We start from the raw sequence: 16402 nt of genomic DNA on the forward strand, positions 1-16402 counted from the left end.
GTTAATCCCCCGCCTCCCGCTTGGCTCCTACATCCAGACTGCGATCTCTTTGTTATAAAGATTCAATTCATCTGGAGTAAAGAAATTAGCAATTTCTCGTTCTGCACTTTCAGGCGAGTCTGATCCATGAATTAAATTAAGCGGTGTATGGCTGGCAAAGTCGCCTCGAATCGTACCCGGCAAGGCTTCTCCTACTTTCGTCTTACCAATGAGCATACGGGATAATGCTACAACATCATCACCTTCCCATACCATTGCAAACACTGGACCTGAAGTTATAAAAGAAACCAACTCTCCAAAAAAGTCCTTGCCAGCATGCTCCGCATAATGTCTTTTTGCTTGGTCTTCACTAACTGTAATCAGCTTTGCAGCGACCAGCTTAAAGCCCTTATCTTCAAAGCGTGAGACAATACGCCCAATTAATCCACGTTGTACTCCATCCGGTTTGACCATCAGATACGTCTTTTCCATAGAGGCACTCTCCAATTTCCCATTAGTTGGGTTGTTTTGACGCTATCTTAACAGAATCCGAGCTTTCTGGAAACGTTTAATTTCATGATCACCAAAATACTAATAAGCTCTACCTGTTACAAAAAAGGCAATATCGCGCAGATTACGCTTAGTCTTGTTGTTTGGCAACTGATCTAGTGCAGCAAGTGCCTTCGCGATATATCGCGAAGCCAGCTCCTCGGAACGGGCAATTCCGTCTCCAGAAAGAATAAGATCAATAGCACGCCCTACTGTGCTGTGCCCTTCACGAATAGACTTCAACTCTTCAAGAAGCGGAGCTCGCAATCTTTCATCCTCCAGGCTATAAATGACAGGAAGGGTGATGTTCCCTTGCCGCATATCACTTCCTGGAGGTTTACCGATTTGCTTTTCGGTGCCTGAGAGGTCAAGTAAATCATCACGAATCTGGAAAGCCATCCCTACATTATATCCATAATTATAAAGTAGACGAGCCACCTCTGGTTCAGCATCAGCAGCAAGTGCACCTAATTGGCAACTGACTGCAATCAACAGCGCTGTTTTGCGGCGAATCCGCCGCAGGTAATGACGCACACTTTGCTCACTGTTGAAGAAGTCACGAATCTGCTCCATCTCACCGATCGACATTTCTATCATAGCCTTGGACAAAATCTGATGAATTCGCGGATTCTTCAGCTCCGTCGTCATCACCAGTGCTTTCGCATATATGTAGTCACCGGTGTACATGGCAATTTTATCGCCCCATTTGGCCTTAACAGTAAGTTCACCTCGGCGCAGTTCTGCATCGTCAATGACATCATCGTGAACTAGTGAAGCGCTATGAATTAGTTCTAGTGGTATCGCCACACGCTTCAGCTTCTCAAGATCATACTTTCCAAATTTCCCACCCATCAAAACAAATACGGGACGCAATCTTTTACCGCCAGCTTTTAATAAATGCAGAGAAGTCTCGGTTAGTAGGTCGTCATCACCCTGTACGCTACGGTACAAATCTTTTTCAATCTGATCCATGTCTCTGTTCAGTAATCCGAATATTTGCAGTCGTTTCATTCCTTCACCCGTGTCAACAGTTTATGACTCCAAATCTCCATCTTCACTGCCTGCGGCAGCAGACCCATCTCATAGGCATAGCGGAAATAGAGGTTCAGACCTTTCTGCTGCCTTTCTCCAAAATCATAGCTTAAATTGCGAAAGTACCCTTCCCAATAAGACTTAGTTCCTCCAATTGTCGAACAGGCTGCAAGTACTATAGGATCTAAATCACTTAATCCCCGCAGTTTACTCTCAGCAAAAGCTTCTGCAATCTCCGCAATGGCTTCCGGTTTGTCATTCGCAGCTTTTCGATTCACTGCCCAGACCGCAAAGGTCATCCCTAAGCCCGTCCATTCTTTCCAAAGCTCCGCCAGATCCGTAACGATATACCCTTGATCCTGCCAAGAGGCTTTAATCGCATGATCACCAATGAGTAAGCAGGCATCTGCTTGATGCATCATAGCATCCAAATCAGGATTAGCGCTAATATATTCTGGTTTATTGCCAAAAGCCTTTTCCATTAAAATTTTCAGCAAATTTACCGATGTTGCAGAAGTGTTCGTAACAGCAATCGTACCTGTACCTATCTGTGCAAGTGGCACTCGAGAAAAAAGAAAAATAGACCTCACAGGACCGTCCGCACTTACCGATAAATCAGGTAACAGCAATAACTTATCACTGGCTTCAGCATACGCAAAAGAGGATAATGCACCCACATGAATCGTTCCACGACTCATCCCCTGATTAAGAATGGCAGGTACCTCACTCACCATCTCTGCCGGATATTTCAGTGCAGAGGGATGAAAATTGTGAAATACCGGCCATGAGTTAGTATAGCTGATTTTGCCTATGATGGTGTGGCTGTTATTCTCCATCCTTTCAATCCCCCCATCTGCGAAATAATTGATGTTCAATATTAAAGCTGTCAAGCACTTTACCCACCATGAAATTAATCAGATCATCCATACTTTGTGGCCCAAAGTAAAACGCCGGCATTGCCGGAATGATCCGAACCCCCAGACGGGACAGCTTCAACATATTCTCAAGATGAATAGCATGCAGAGGTGTCTCACGAGGAACAAGGACCAGTGGACGTCCTTCCTTAAGCATAACATCAGCAGCACGAGTCATCAGATTGTCGGAGGTTCCATTAGCAACCGCAGACAATGTTCCCATGGAACAAGGCATAATAATCATCCCTTCCACACGAAACGAACCACTTGCAATAGATGCACCGATATCAGCGACAGGATGATAAAGTAGAGAACCGGGATAGCCTTTGAACTTTTCGTTCAAAAAGCCTTCCCGGTCTGATGCGATATAACCTAGTTCTTCTTTAAAAACGCGCCAGCCCGCATTACTTACTACCAAATGAACGGAGTAGCCTAGCGATAGCAACGTTTCGATCAGACGAATACCATAAATAGCACCGCTTGCCCCTGTAATTCCAACCACGAAGTTTTTCGGTTTAGTAAGCGTCATTTTTTGAAATGCACCACCAAGTCAATCAAAGTGAAAGAGAACACCACGATGCTTAGCACGCCGTTCATAGTGAAAAAAGCGGTCTGTAAACGACTGAGATCACTCGGAGATACAATATAATGCTCATAAAAGAGAATAATATATGCGAGGATCATACCAGCCACATACCACCAGCTTAAATCCGTCAAAAACAGCAGCGATACGAATCCAATCGCCGTAAGAATGTGAAACACACGGGCAATAACGAGTGCACCTTGGACCCCAAATCGCACTGGAATGGATTTTAAGCCTTCTTTAAGATCAAATTCAACATCCTGACAAGAGTATATAACATCAAAACCAGCCGTCCAAAACACAATTGTGAAGTAAAATACCATTGAAGTCCAATTCACACTACCGGTCACAGCTACCCAGCCGCCCAGCGGTGCAAGCGCAATGGTAAGGCCGAGGATAAGATGGCATGCCCATGTAAAGCGCTTAGTGAATGAATAAATAACAAGAAGGAATACAGCGATAGGTAACAGCTTAGCTGACAAAGGATTCAATTTAAAGGCTGCCCAAAAGAGCAAGAAAAACGAAATGCCTATAAAAATGACAACTTCACCGATCTTAAGTAACCCTGCAGGAATCGCTCTTCCCGCTGTGCGTGGATTCTTGGCATCACTGATTCGGTCTATCAATCGATTCAATCCCATAGCTGCACTTCGTGCTCCAAACATAGCGATTACAATCCAGCCAATTTGACTCCAGGATGGGAGGCTATCATTCATGACAACGGATCCCAGTAAAGCACCCATAAAGGCAAAGGGTAAAGCAAATACCGTATGTTCAAACTTAATCATTTGTAAAAAGATACCGATTTTCTTAAACATTCCTGTTCTCCTTGAGCCCAATATGTAATGCCGCGATGCCTCCGGTCAAGGGGAAGGATTCCACTTTTTGAAGTCCGGTTTCACGGAAAATAGTGGCCAGTTGCTCCCGGTCTGGGAACATTGCCAATGATTCTGGCAGCCATTTGTATTGCTCGTACCTTTTCGCGAATAACTTACCAAGCAATGGAAGTACACGCTGGAAATAAAAGAAATATACACCTTTAAACGGCTGTTTCATCGGCTTGGATAGCTCCAAACATACAACCATTCCACCAGGTTTTACTACCCGCTTCATTTCGTTAAGCACTTGAACAGGATCTGGCACATTGCGTAGTCCGAATCCAATCGTTGCATAATCAAACGCATTGTCTTCAAAAGGCAGCTCCATAGCATTGCCCTGCACCAGCGAAATACGGTCCTGAAGCTTGCGCTCTTCCACTTTGCGGCGACCTACTTCAAGCATACCTGCACTGAAATCCAGTCCGATTACATTGCCAGTCTGTGAGGCTTCCGCCAAAGCGATGCTCCAATCACAGGTTCCGCAACATAGGTCAACGGCCGAATCCCCGCGCTTCATCCCCATCTTCTTCATCGTGAATTTACGCCATGCCTTGTGGCGGCGAAAGCTTAGGATGTCATTCATCAAATCGTATTTTCCAGCAATACTCTCAAATACGGAATGTACAAACTGCTCTTTTGGTTTGCTGTTGTCACCCACAGCAGTTGTCGTTTTTTCCATAGTCATCCCTTAACCCTCCACGGCTGCTTGTCCTGTGACCTTCATCTGCAGGAGAAAACGATCCAGCGCGATCTCTAGCTCTCTAAGTAAACTCTCGTCTTTAACGCTTTGCAATAGTCCCTGAATAGACTGAAGCGATTGATGAAGCTTGTCCGTCAGTTGCGAATCACATTTATATTTCATTTTTAGCATCTTCCATTCCTTCTGATCAAGGTTCAGGTCTTGAAGTTGCTTACGTTCTTCCTCTGTTGCAGTCTCCATCATCTTCCAATAGCAATAGCCATTCCCTGCATTCGCAGGATCATCACTACGAAGAAGCTCAATAGCAACGGTCTCGCACTGACTGAATTCTGCCAGCAGTTTTTCCCACAGCTCCACTAAGGAGTTCTCAATCATAGGCGTAAAAGAAAGGAACAGCCGCATATTCAGCTGTACCATGTGCCGCAAGTATTGTTCAGCCGAAAGGCGTATGCCTCTCATCTTCACGTAGAGATTCGCTTTCAAGACATTGAAATCTGCAATCGCCTTACTCAAGATTCCAATCATCTCGATCTGATCACTCTTTGCAAGCAAATGGTAAAACCAGCTGCTAAAGTAATCGCCAGCTAGTACCTTCAATTGACGGGAACGCATAGGGTCTCCCCCCCGTCTATCATTCGAACGGTCAATGACCTCATGCGTGTCCAGACCTAGTTGAACAAGCGCTGTCACAAGCGTGTACAACTCTCCGGCACTTCCTTTTGCAGAAGAAGCATGATTTAGAAAAATATATAACAAATGACCCCGGCCATCAGAAAACGGCGGCAAATCCGTATGCTTCTGAATCATGTCGTAGTCGGTGTAGGGTTTAGCCAGTTGCGGTATGCAGTACGGTTTCATTTCAGCCTCCGAAGCCATTGACATAATAATAATTCGTTTGTTCACAATCTTGTCTATTATATCACATGTTTTTTTGTCACGCACTGTGGTACGCCTGAGTTTCTTTTAATCCTTTCAAGGATAAATGAACTGTTTCTTCCAGAGCTCGGTTTCACTAATGCGGAAGCCCGTTTTGAGACGATCCGATATAGGAAGATTACCCGCAGACTGAAGTTCATCTTGCAGCGTATAAGACCATTCAGAACGTCTGATATCACCAGCTAACAGCAGTCGGCGGCTACCAAGCCATTTATCTTCTACCACAATGCGAAGTAGAAGTTGATCCACATTCGAGGTTTCCTGAATAGCAAAGGAAATGGCCTGAGCCATATTTTGATAGAGTTCCTCAGGTTCATGATCGTTCCCGCTCACTTTCAGATCCAGTGACAGAACATGATCTTCCCAGCCAACGCTATCTATGGATAAGGTCAACGGAAGAGCGCCCAGAACATCAACAAGATTGTCATTGCCCAGCACTATGTTATGGCTGCCAGTAAAAGTCTCCACTGTCCCATTTCTCTGCTGTACGGATGAGTCTAAGTCTGCCAGTTTCGGCAAAATAACAGCAGAGGTCGCAGTCAAGAGTAATACGGCACCAATCAACCAGGCTTTGTTCATGGACACGCCCCCTTATCCATAGTACCCACTTTTTTAGTGGATATGATCATTCACCCTTACTATATTTTGAAAAAAAGCAGGCTATGCCTGCTTTTCAGCTTTCACTTTCCAATTGTCCGTGTTTCGTTAAAATTTCAGCTTTTCCGCGGATTTTCATTGCTGAGGTATGATCGGTAAATTGGGCAATCAACACCTCACCCTTGTCTAGCTTCTCTGTATGATGAAAGCGTGTATCCGTACCTCTAGTTAGCCCAATGACTTGAACGCCATTTTCTTTGGCCTTAACCACAATATAGTCGCTACCTGTCGGAAGCGGATTTTCGCTCGTATTTTTATCCGTCATCGCTGATCCTCCTCTAAACCTAATGTACAGCTCATGCTATTCCAAAAAACAAATGCCGCCTTGGAGGGCGGCATAGTTGTTACTTAAAAAGACTATGGGATTGATATGTAGAAATCTTTATTTGATTCCGTCTTTCAGCGCTTTACCAGGTTTGAATGCCGGTACCTTGCTTGCAGGAATTTCGATTTCTTCACCAGTTTGTGGGTTACGGCCTTTACGTGCGGAACGTTCGCGCACTTCAAAGTTTCCGAATCCAACCAGTTGCACTTTATCACCGCTTTGCAGCGCTTCTGTAATTGCTTCGAAAACCGCATCTACAGCTTTAGTAGCATCCTTCTTGGGAAGTTCAGTTGCTTCTGTAACTACATTGATCAAATCAGATTTATTCATGTTTTCTCACCTCCCTGAGTAAATTTCCGGTATCATACACTGTTTCCGTTTAAACGTAAAATATACGTGATAATCCCGTTTATTACTGAACACTGGCGCCCATAGACCTTGAAGCGCAACAAACTTATAGTAATACAGCCCATCCATAAATTCAAGCAGTTAGACAAAAAAGGAGTAGAAATTATCATCTATGCTTGCATAAACGTCCAATTGCCATCTAATTTTATAGACCTATAAGACCAGGTTAATTCTTCTTTTCAGAAAAAAAATTGAGTCAGATTCACCGTTATTATAGGAACTAGGAATCAAGTTTCGTTATTTTTACGCATAAAAAGAGTGGGATCTCTCCCACTCTTCCAATCTGCTTAAATTTAAGTTAGAGAATAATTGCAATAAGTCCGCCTGAGCCTTCATTGATGATCCGACCAAGCGTTTCTTGCAATTTGTAGCGCGCATTATCCGGCATCATCGCGATCTTGCCTTGAATACCTTCCCTCACAATGGAATGCAAGGAGCGCCCAAAAATATCGGATTCCCAAATCTTAATCGGGTCGTTCTCGAAATCCTGCATCAAATAACGAACCAACTCTTCACTTTGTTTCTCTGTACCAATGATTGGTGAGAACTCAGATTCAACATCAACACGAATCATATGAATAGATGGTGCGGTGGCTTTTAAGCGAACCCCAAAGCGAGAGCCTTGACGAATCAGCTCTGGTTCATCTAGCGCCATTTCAGCTAGTGAAGGAGCAGCAATACCATAACCGGTAGTCTTGACCATTTCTAAAGCTTCCGAGAAACGGTCGTACTCCCTTTTCGCGTGTGAGAATTCCTGCATCAGCTGGAGCAAGTGATCCTTGCCACGGATTTCAACCCCTACTACCTCCATCAGAACCTGATCATACAGCTCTTCTGGGGCATACAGATCGATCTCTGCTACACCCTGACCCATGTTCATACCACTTAGGCCTGCTTTATCGATAAAATCATACTCTGTGAACTGAGATACGAGCCGGTCAACATCCCGCAAGCGGCGAATGTCTTTTACCGTATCGCGAACGGAGTTCTCATAGCTACTACGCAGCCAGTGATTCTCTCCAAGCACCATGACCCAGCTTGGCAAGTTCACATTTACTTCATGAACAGGGAATTCGTACAATACTTCACGCAGTACGCCTGTTACATCCTCTTCGGTCATGTTTGCTGCGCTGAGTGTCATGACAGGGATATCGTATTTGATGGCTAGCTCGCTACGGAGCTGCTGTGCTTCCTCACTGCGTGGGCGAGTGGAGTTAATGACAAGCACAAATGGCTTACCCACTTCCTTCAGCTCTGCAATGACGCGCTCTTCAGAGTCCACGTACGAGTTCCGCGGAATTTCTGCAATCGTACCATCTGTTGTTACTACAACACCAAGCGTTGAATGCTCCTGGATGACCTTACGGGTCCCGATTTCTGCCGCTTCCTGAAAAGGAATTGGCTCCTCAAACCAAGGTGTAGAGATCATTCGTGGTCCATTCTCATCCTCGTAGCCTTTAGCGCCTTCTACAGCGTAACCCACACAGTCTACCAGTCGAACGTTAACCTCAAGCCCTTCCGCAACCTTGATTTGGACTGCGTTGTTAGGCACGAACTTAGGTTCAGTGGTCATAATTGTTTTGCCTGCTGCGCTTTGCGGAAGCTCATCCACAGCTCTTACCCGATCTGCCTCATTCGTGATGTTAGGCAGAACAATTGTTTCCATGAAGCGCTTGATAAATGTCGATTTCCCCGTGCGAACCGCGCCGACGACGCCAAGATAAATGTCTCCGCCGGTACGCTCGGCAATGTCCTTGAAAATATCCACTTTTTCCAAAAGAGATCCCCTCCTCATATTACTCCGAAGAAAAAATGCCTGAAGAGCATCGACTTCGCGTTCCGCCGGTAATCTGACCCTTGCAGGACATCAACCGGACTTATCGTATGCCCGCCCGAAGCCTAGCTGCTTTCGACCGGGACGTACTGGCCCCGCGCTAAACTCCGAATGCTCGGACATGCATTTGGACTAGTATCATCATATGTATCCGGAACGAATTTATGACCCATAATCGCGCATTTTGCAATGTAATTTCTAAAAATTAGTTGTGCGCGCCGCAAGGCGTCTGACGCCCGGAAGCTTTCTCATCCATCATATGAGGTAGGGTTCATTGATAGAACTAACAAAATAGCCAGCTATAATAGCTGGCCCAATCCAATATATGCGTATCTACTCTCTATTTCAGTAGCGTAATACCAAATGAAGCTCCGGCATTCCCGGCAAATACAATATTGCCCTTAATAGGTAGTACAACCTCATTGTTACTACTAATGACCGTGTTATTCACTAGGGCTCCCGTTTCATCGTATACCATAAAAGCACCTTTTGCTGGCATCTTAACTACCATTTTCTTTCCAGCCGCTGTTTCGGGAACACTGAACCATCTAGCATAACCATCAGCTTGTATCGTAGCTATCGACGATTTGCCTTTATAGAGCGGCTTCACTCCGTCCTCACTCATATACAAGGTTCCAGCCGCATTAAAGTACTCTATGCCCTCTTTGGCATAGAAAAGAATATCAAATGTATCTCGGCCCGCGATGCCAGGAATTTGGTGCTGGCTCCCAGCCGTATTTGGACCTGTTATCTTCATAGCTTTGAAATAACCCTCACTTGTCTGTATTGTTGGCCTAATCATGTTCATATAGGTGATGGAACTAAATTTCTCGTTGACTGGATAGTATAACTTACCTTCTCTTTTTGCCCATGCATCTGCGGTTTGTTTATTCAGTGCTGCAACTTCCAATTTCTCCGCCTTATATTCAGAATACGCAAGCTGGCCTAATTCAGGAACCGAAATATACTGGCTCATCCACAAATAAGTCCGTCCGTTGCTTTCCTTTACAAAATTAACCTTTGTGTTGCCTTCCTCATCAACAAAAGTTCCATCCGTGGTGTAAATAAATTTTTGTTCCGGAGCAGTCATTCCTGATAACAAGAGTTCCCCGTCTTTGATAGCTGCCTTCCACTGATCACCTAGAGTACTGTAATAACCTGCGTATTTCACAAGATCTTTTGGCATGTCAGCCTTAACTGGCTTGCCAAATGATTTATCTGGCTTGATTTCTTTAATTGCGCCCTTCTCTTTCATCGCCTGAAGGAGCAGTTCACTTGCCAGCAGTTGATTAATTGAGGAGCTCCCGCCCGAGGTAATGACTGCTGCAGCCATATTCTGTACAGGAAGCACGACGAGAGAGGATTGATACATCTGTGTATCTCCTCCTTTAACAAGAGCTTTTATACCATAATCGTTAAAAGGGAATAATCGCACACTATCCCAACCAAGTCCGTAGTCAGCAGAATTATCCCCGTCTTTGGGCCAAAATCCCTTTCTATACTCTTCTTGCTCCATGGCCTGTACTGATTTGGTTGAGAGTACATCTGCTCGCTTCCCAGTAAAGATTTGCGAGAATCGGACCAAATCCTCCGCAGTAGAGTAGACTCCGCCTGTACCAATCGCATTGGTCGTCTCCGTTGGAAGCTGCCCCTCATATGCAGGAGAGTAAAGGCCGGCAAATTTGCTTGAATCTACCATGTCTTGTGGCGTCATGGTATGGTTCATACCCAAAGGTACAGCAAAATTGTCATGAATGAATGTAGTAAATGTCATGTTACTGACTCTTTCTACAAGAATTTCTGCGAGCGTGAAACCATCATTGCAATACACTGAAAAAGCTCCCGGTTCTGCCTTTAATTTCTGTGTAGACAAGTTCTCCAGCAGTGAATCGTGTACGTACGTATCTGGATCATCAAATAGAAATGCACTAGTTAAAGTCGAACCCTGCAAACCGGATGAGTGATTCAACAACATGCGTGGGGTAATCTTTTTATAACGTTCATCTTCCATCTTAAAATCCGTTATATATTGTACGACAGGAGTATGGAGATTGATCTTGCCTTCATCAACTAGTTTCATGACCGCTGACGCCGTAAACATTTTGCTCGTAGAGCCAATACCATAGATTGTTTCCTTCGTTAAAGGGATTTTCCCTTCTGCGTCGTTAAATCCACTTTGTCCCGATACTTTGATCACTCCATTGTCGATCAAGGCATACTGCACGCTGGTTATCCCATATTGTTCAGTTAGAAGCGCTGCTTTCTCAGAAGCGAGCTTCTCAAGCGTCTTAGAAGGAACCTCAACTACGCTGCTAGAAGCCAACGCGCCTGTAGGGATAAGTGGGGTCAGGACTAAGGCCGCTGCAAGCGTCCATATGAATTTTTTTTTCATCTCATCAACATCCTTTTGTCTGTAATTTTGAACGATTATGAATTATTCACGATTCATCTCTAGCCTGAACTAAATCTCCCTTCTTACCTTCATTCTAGCAATCCAGTCTTACGCGCCATTAAACTGAACCTTAATTCCATCTACGATTTATGTAAGACAATTAAGCTTCTTTTAAGGCAATATCTGAACAACACAAAAACGCCTAAACCTTCGGATATAACCGAAGCTTAGACGCTCTTAAGCTTTAACTTTCACTTCAACTAGGAGACTGCGGGACAGGCTGATTGTTAATCCATAGATACGGCAAAGACTTCACGGGCACGTAATAGGAAGCTTCCTCCAGATCTAGTCGCAAATCTTTTTTCTCGTCATGTTCCCCACCATTCTTTTCGATGGCAGCAATAATATCAAAGACATAATCTACATAGACCGTTCCAGCCTTATCCATGATGAAATCAAGAACCTGCCCAGAATAGACGCTAGTTAATGATATGGAGCTTGTTCCTGCTTTCTTATGATCAATGGTGTAAAGTCCAGGATATAGCTCATCTAGTACGGGCAAAGAGCCGTCATGAGCTGATTTATAACGATTAATCTGACGCTGCACATCATTCACCTTTTGAACGGTAACAAGGTCCATCACCTTAACAACTGGATCGCTTTCCTCATTCAAAATAAGAAAATAAGCGCTTCCGCCCTGTTCAAAAGCCGTAGCCGGAATATCATCCAAATATCCCTTATTGTTCAGCTTGCCTAGGTCTATCCGGAACTTCTCATATCTTGGAGTAGCTTCATCCGCATTAAGGATCGGAAGCACACCTTCCTCTTGTTGAAAATCATCAACGGCTGCTTGTATCCGCTTAACACTTTCTCGATAATTAACGCTAGCACGCTTTTCTTCTCCAGGATACAGACATCCGGAAAGAGTAAGAGCGATTGACATCACTACCAGAAAAAGTCTTGCTCCTGCCTTTAGCTTCTTCTTTCTTCGTATAAACTCCAACCGAGTCCCTCCCACGGTGACAATCTAACACTACCACAGCTCATCTTCTTCCCCACGCCGCGCAGCTTCAAGCTTACGGCGTACAGCAGCCTTAAGTGGATCTTCTGGCACCTGAACGGTCACATCGCTCCATACGGCAGCCTGACAAGCCAGACGCACTCCTTCTTCTAACGTAGTTCCAAGCTTACGTCGTTCAATATCCCCTGGCGGTCTCAGCGCTGTGGCCTCTTCAGTCGCAATTTTAACCTTGCACATCAGACAGCCTGCTTTGCCTCCACAGCGAGTGGTAATGCTCACTCCGGCTTTACGAGCTGCCTCCAGTAACGAGATACCACGATTCACCACAGCTTTACGACCTTCAGGTTGAAACATAACGGTGACGCCATTTTGCGATTTCATGATGTTACTTCCTTCCTCAACATTATGTAACTGCTTACATAATCGAAACAACTCCGCCCAATAGGCCAACTAACATGATGACAAACGCAAGGATAGATAGCAATGCTTTAAGCAGTCCCTTTGTTTTGCTCCGAGCAAAAGTTATTAGAAATACAGACAGTCCCATAATCAGCATTGCAATCAGGGACAACCACATTTTTGTCATCGGATCCAAGGTCAAAGCCCCCATTCGCCTGTAATATATTAGGGATTATTATATCATGACCTTATCCTATTCTGTAAAAAAACATCATTTTTTATATATTATTATTAAGATATTTTAGCTGTGAGAGTTTACCAATAAATAAAAAAAGAGCAAAAGATAACAGAATCTCATGGATTCTGAATCTTTTGCTCACCCAACCTAAAGCTATTTTTTAAGCATCATTTTCATTAAAGACTCCATTGTGCCGGAACCTGCGCCGCCTTTTTTGACGGCATTAACAATTTCCTGCACAGTAGCTTCACTGACCGGCACTTTCGCCATCGATGACACCTGCTTAATTAACTGGCGGAGCTGGGCTTCATTCTGCGTAGTTCCTGGTTTGACCGTACTGGCTAGCTTTTTGACGGCACTTTCCGTAATGTTCTTGCCCGCCTTTTTGTTAATGGCGTTCAATGCATCCTTGGAAAAATCTCTGCTCACTTTTCATCCCTCCTCCGTCAATCCCCAATACAACATATGAGAATTTGCGGAAAAAGGTGAACAGGATCAGGAATGCCACTGCTCCCAAGTTTCCTGAGATATTGCCTCAAGCTCAGGTTTACGATCACGGCCCATCAGAGCCTCAACAGCACTACGCGGACTTCTACCTTTAAAAAGGACATGATAAATTTGATCTGTAATGGGCATTTGGACCCCTAGCTTGATGGAAATGGCATAAGCTGCCTCCGTGGTACGAATACCTTCGACAACCATTCCCATCGACTCCAGTACCTCATCCAGTGGTTTCCCTTGCCCGAGCATAAAGCCAGCACGCCAGTTACGGCTGTGCTGGCTCGTAGCAGTCACTACAAGATCGCCAACACCTGCAAGCCCTGCAAAGGTCAAAGGATTCGCTCCAAGCTCGACGCCCACCCGAGAAATCTCGGCCAGTCCACGTGTCAGAAGCGCCGCCTTAGCATTATCCCCAAATCCTAGACCATCGGATAGACCTGCACCGAGTGCAATAATATTCTTTAGTGCGCCGGCAAGCTCTACTCCTACCTGATCACGGTTCGTATATACACGAAAATCATTGTTTATGAACAATTCCTGTGCTTCAGCAGTACGCTTATCATCAGGTGAAGCCACAACAACTGTAGTAGGACACAGGCGCACTACTTCCTCTGCATGACTCGGTCCGGAGAGAACGACAATCTGCCCTTCGTCACAGCCGAGTTCTTCAGCAATAACGATGGACATCCGTTTCTTGCTTTCAGTCTCAAAGCCCTTCGTAGCATGAACGCATAGCATTTCATCCTTCCAGAACGGCTTCAGACTGCGAGCAACCTGTCGCATACCTGAAGATGGGGCTACAATAACAACCGCTTTAGAACCGGAAACTGCGGTCTCCAGATCGGTGGTTGCAATGATGTTTGCAGGCAGAGAAATCCCCGGTAAATACTTATTATTGAAATGAGAACCATTGATCTCGGCAGCTTGATCAGAGTTACGTGTCCACAGATAAACTTCCGAGTGATTCGCAGCCAGCACACTTGCCAGCGCAGTTCCCCAGCTCCCCGCTACTAGTACGGTTACTTTATCAGACAACACGATTCCCTCCTTTTACTTTTGAGCCTATCTTGTTCTCACGGCCCTCTACAATCTTAACAATGTTCGTCCGGTGCCGCCAGAAGGCAAAAACCGCAATGATAATACTGGTCCAGAGCACAGGCTGTGTAAATCCTGTCAACAATAGAAAGACCGGTGTCAGCGCGACAAAAATCAACGAGCCAAGTGACACGTAACGAGTGATAAAGATAGATCCTATGGCGATAACACCAGCGAGCAGTGCAGGCCATAAACACAGTGTGGCCATAACACCGATCGTAGTAGCGATGCCCTTTCCCCCACGGAAACGAAAGTAAAGCGGCCAGTTATGTCCGACAATGGCAGCGATTCCGCAAAGAGCAGCAACCCAGGTTCCCCAGCCGCCTACCCAAGTTCCTAACCAAACTGCGGCAACACCCTTCAGTACATCCAGTACTAGCACAGATATCGCAGGACCTTTTCCCAGTACACGAAGTGTATTGGTAGCCCCCGCATTGCCGCTCCCATATTGACGGATATCAATTCCCTTTAGTAGCTTGGCGAACAGCACACTAAAGCTGACAGAACCAAGCAAATAGCTTACAACGATAACCAGAAGTTCAAGCGCCACACTTCTTCTCCCCTAACCTTCGTTTTCGGATTTGCGCCGTGTAAAGAGACGGATTGGCGTTCCCTCGAAATTAAACGCCGCGCGGATTTTATTCTCCAAGTAACGTTCATAGGAGAAGTGCATCAGCGATGGGTCATTTACGAACACCACGATCGTCGGTGGCTTCACCGCAACCTGCGTTACGTAGTTAATACGTAAGCGACGGCCTTTGTCAGTTGGAGGAGGGTTAATCGCAATGGCGTCCGATACAACATCGTTCACCAGATGCGTAGTAATGCGTAGTGCATGCTGTTGAGATACATGCTGCACCACTGGTAGCAGTTTTTGCAGGCGCTGTTTAGTTAAAGCCGACAAGAAAACAACCGGTGCGTAACTCATAAACAAGAAGTGGTCACGAATCTTAGATTCGAAGTTCTGCATAGTCTTGTCGTCTTTCTCAATGGCATCCCATTTGTTCACAACAAAAATAGATGCTTTACCAGCTTCATGTGCATAACCAGCGATATGCTTGTCCTGGTCGATAATGCCCTCTTCACCGTTAATTACAACGAGAACCACATCAGCCCGTTCAATCGCACGCATCGCACGCATAACACTGTATTTCTCAATGTTCTCATATACCTTGCCTTTTTTGCGCATACCTGCAGTATCGATAAGCACATAACGTTGTCCATCACGTTCAAAAGGCGTATCAATAGCATCGCGAGTAGTACCTGCAATATCACTAACGATAACGCGTTCTTCACCCAGAATTGCGTTAACCAAAGAGGATTTACCTACATTCGGACGGCCAATCAAAGCTACACGAATGACATCGTCATCATATTCATCATCTATTTTCTCTGGCAGACGTTCTACGACAGCGTCCAATAAGTCACCGAGTCCTGTACCATGACTACCGGAAATTCCGATTGGATCTCCAAAACCTAGGCTATAGAACTCATAAATATCATCTGCACGCTTCATATTATCCACTTTATTGATGGCAAGAACGATCGGTTTACCTGAACGGAACAGAATCTGAGCTACCTCTTCATCTGAATTCGTCACACCACTCTTCGCCTCACACATAAATACAATAACATCCGCTTCTTCAATCGCCAGCTCCGCTTGAACGCGGATTGATTTCAGAATCGTGTCATCTCCATCAATTTCAATACCTCCGGTATCAATCACACTGAACGACTTACCGTTCCAATCTGAAATACCATAAATCCGGTCACGTGTAATCCCCGGTTTATCTTCTACAATGGCCAATCTATCGCCAATCAGCCGATTAAAAATCGTCGATTTCCCGACGTTAGGCCTCCCAACGATTGCCACAACGGGTCTTGCCATATTCATTCCTCCTGTCATCCTTACGATACTCATCATAGCAAAAAACATTAAAATTGGCTAACACTCATGTTAG

Annotated in this window: 19 protein-coding genes; all 19 read right to left on the minus strand. The window is 45.0% G+C overall.

Annotated features, from left to right (window positions below; translation table 11 throughout):
- Nucleotides 1–27: 27 nt before the first annotated feature.
- A complete protein-coding gene (ndk, locus tag MKX41_RS15245) occupies nt 28–471 on the minus strand; it encodes a nucleoside-diphosphate kinase (protein WP_042190188.1) in 444 nt (147 codons plus the stop codon).
- A gap of 99 nt (nt 472–570) precedes the next feature.
- Nucleotides 571–1539, minus strand: coding sequence for a polyprenyl synthetase family protein (locus tag MKX41_RS15250; RefSeq protein ID WP_340971565.1), 969 nt, complete (start codon nt 1537–1539; stop codon nt 571–573).
- Nucleotides 1536–2396: a menaquinone biosynthetic enzyme MqnA/MqnD family protein gene (locus MKX41_RS15255; RefSeq protein ID WP_076299575.1), complete on the minus strand. Its 861-nt coding sequence runs from the start codon at nt 2394–2396 to the stop codon at nt 1536–1538. Before MKX41_RS15255 ends, MKX41_RS15250 begins: the two co-directional genes overlap by 4 nt.
- A gap of 4 nt (nt 2397–2400) precedes the next feature.
- Nucleotides 2401–3003 carry a UbiX family flavin prenyltransferase gene (locus MKX41_RS15260; protein ID WP_042190195.1) on the minus strand — a complete coding sequence of 201 codons (603 nt, stop codon included), beginning with the start codon at nt 3001–3003 and terminating at the stop codon, nt 2401–2403.
- Nucleotides 3000–3875 carry a UbiA-like polyprenyltransferase gene (locus MKX41_RS15265; protein WP_042190197.1) on the minus strand — a complete coding sequence of 292 codons (876 nt, stop codon included), beginning with the start codon at nt 3873–3875 and terminating at the stop codon, nt 3000–3002. Before MKX41_RS15265 ends, MKX41_RS15260 begins: the two co-directional genes overlap by 4 nt.
- Nucleotides 3868–4620 carry a demethylmenaquinone methyltransferase gene (locus tag MKX41_RS15270; protein WP_143764070.1) on the minus strand — a complete coding sequence of 251 codons (753 nt, stop codon included), beginning with the start codon at nt 4618–4620 and terminating at the stop codon, nt 3868–3870. The genes MKX41_RS15265 and MKX41_RS15270 overlap by 8 nt, the downstream gene beginning before the upstream one ends.
- A 3-nt stretch (nt 4621–4623) precedes the next feature.
- Nucleotides 4624–5577 (minus strand): heptaprenyl diphosphate synthase component 1, encoded by a 954-nt coding sequence (locus tag MKX41_RS15275; protein WP_231573320.1) that lies wholly within the window; start codon nt 5575–5577, stop codon nt 4624–4626.
- A gap of 30 nt (nt 5578–5607) precedes the next feature.
- Entirely contained in the window at nt 5608–6150 is a 543-nt protein-coding gene (locus MKX41_RS15280) for a hypothetical protein (RefSeq protein ID WP_340971569.1), read from the minus strand.
- Nucleotides 6151–6244: 94 nt separating this feature from the next.
- Nucleotides 6245–6493, minus strand: a complete 249-nt coding sequence (gene mtrB / locus MKX41_RS15285; protein ID WP_042190204.1) for a trp RNA-binding attenuation protein MtrB — start codon at nt 6491–6493, stop codon at nt 6245–6247.
- A 117-nt stretch (nt 6494–6610) separates the two neighbouring features.
- The gene (locus MKX41_RS15290; RefSeq protein WP_036676223.1) at nt 6611–6883 is read right to left on the minus strand and encodes an HU family DNA-binding protein; all 273 of its coding nucleotides are present in this window, start codon (nt 6881–6883) and stop codon (nt 6611–6613) included.
- A 376-nt stretch (nt 6884–7259) separates the two neighbouring features.
- Entirely contained in the window at nt 7260–8738 is a 1479-nt protein-coding gene (gene spoIVA, locus MKX41_RS15295) for a stage IV sporulation protein A (protein ID WP_042129583.1), read from the minus strand.
- Between the two features lie 397 nt (nt 8739–9135).
- A complete protein-coding gene (locus tag MKX41_RS15300; protein ID WP_340971572.1) occupies nt 9136–11187 on the minus strand; it encodes a serine hydrolase domain-containing protein in 2052 nt (683 codons plus the stop codon).
- A 256-nt stretch (nt 11188–11443) separates the two neighbouring features.
- Nucleotides 11444–12190, minus strand: coding sequence for a DUF3939 domain-containing protein (locus tag MKX41_RS15305; RefSeq protein WP_256716305.1), 747 nt, complete (start codon nt 12188–12190; stop codon nt 11444–11446).
- 30 nt (nt 12191–12220) lie between these two features.
- The gene (locus MKX41_RS15310) at nt 12221–12589 is read right to left on the minus strand and encodes a 2Fe-2S iron-sulfur cluster-binding protein (protein ID WP_149646812.1); all 369 of its coding nucleotides are present in this window, start codon (nt 12587–12589) and stop codon (nt 12221–12223) included.
- A 34-nt stretch (nt 12590–12623) separates the two neighbouring features.
- Complete coding sequence (locus MKX41_RS15315; RefSeq protein WP_042129589.1) at nt 12624–12803, minus strand: DUF2768 family protein; 180 nt, start codon at nt 12801–12803, stop codon at nt 12624–12626.
- Between the two features lie 195 nt (nt 12804–12998).
- Nucleotides 12999–13274, minus strand: coding sequence for a stage VI sporulation protein F (locus MKX41_RS15320; protein WP_076284557.1), 276 nt, complete (start codon nt 13272–13274; stop codon nt 12999–13001).
- A gap of 66 nt (nt 13275–13340) precedes the next feature.
- Complete coding sequence (locus MKX41_RS15325) at nt 13341–14381, minus strand: NAD(P)H-dependent glycerol-3-phosphate dehydrogenase (RefSeq protein WP_076299572.1); 1041 nt, start codon at nt 14379–14381, stop codon at nt 13341–13343.
- Nucleotides 14374–14991 carry a glycerol-3-phosphate 1-O-acyltransferase PlsY gene (gene plsY / locus MKX41_RS15330; protein WP_042129592.1) on the minus strand — a complete coding sequence of 206 codons (618 nt, stop codon included), beginning with the start codon at nt 14989–14991 and terminating at the stop codon, nt 14374–14376. The genes MKX41_RS15325 and plsY overlap by 8 nt, the downstream gene beginning before the upstream one ends.
- Nucleotides 14992–15003: 12 nt before the next feature.
- Nucleotides 15004–16329, minus strand: coding sequence for a ribosome biogenesis GTPase Der (gene der, locus MKX41_RS15335; RefSeq protein WP_042190218.1), 1326 nt, complete (start codon nt 16327–16329; stop codon nt 15004–15006).
- Between the last annotated feature and the right edge of the window lie 73 nt (nt 16330–16402).

The sequence above is a fragment of the Paenibacillus sp. FSL R5-0475 genome (assembly GCF_038004585.1).
Taxonomy (GTDB): Bacteria; Bacillota; Bacilli; order Paenibacillales; family Paenibacillaceae; genus Paenibacillus_AQ.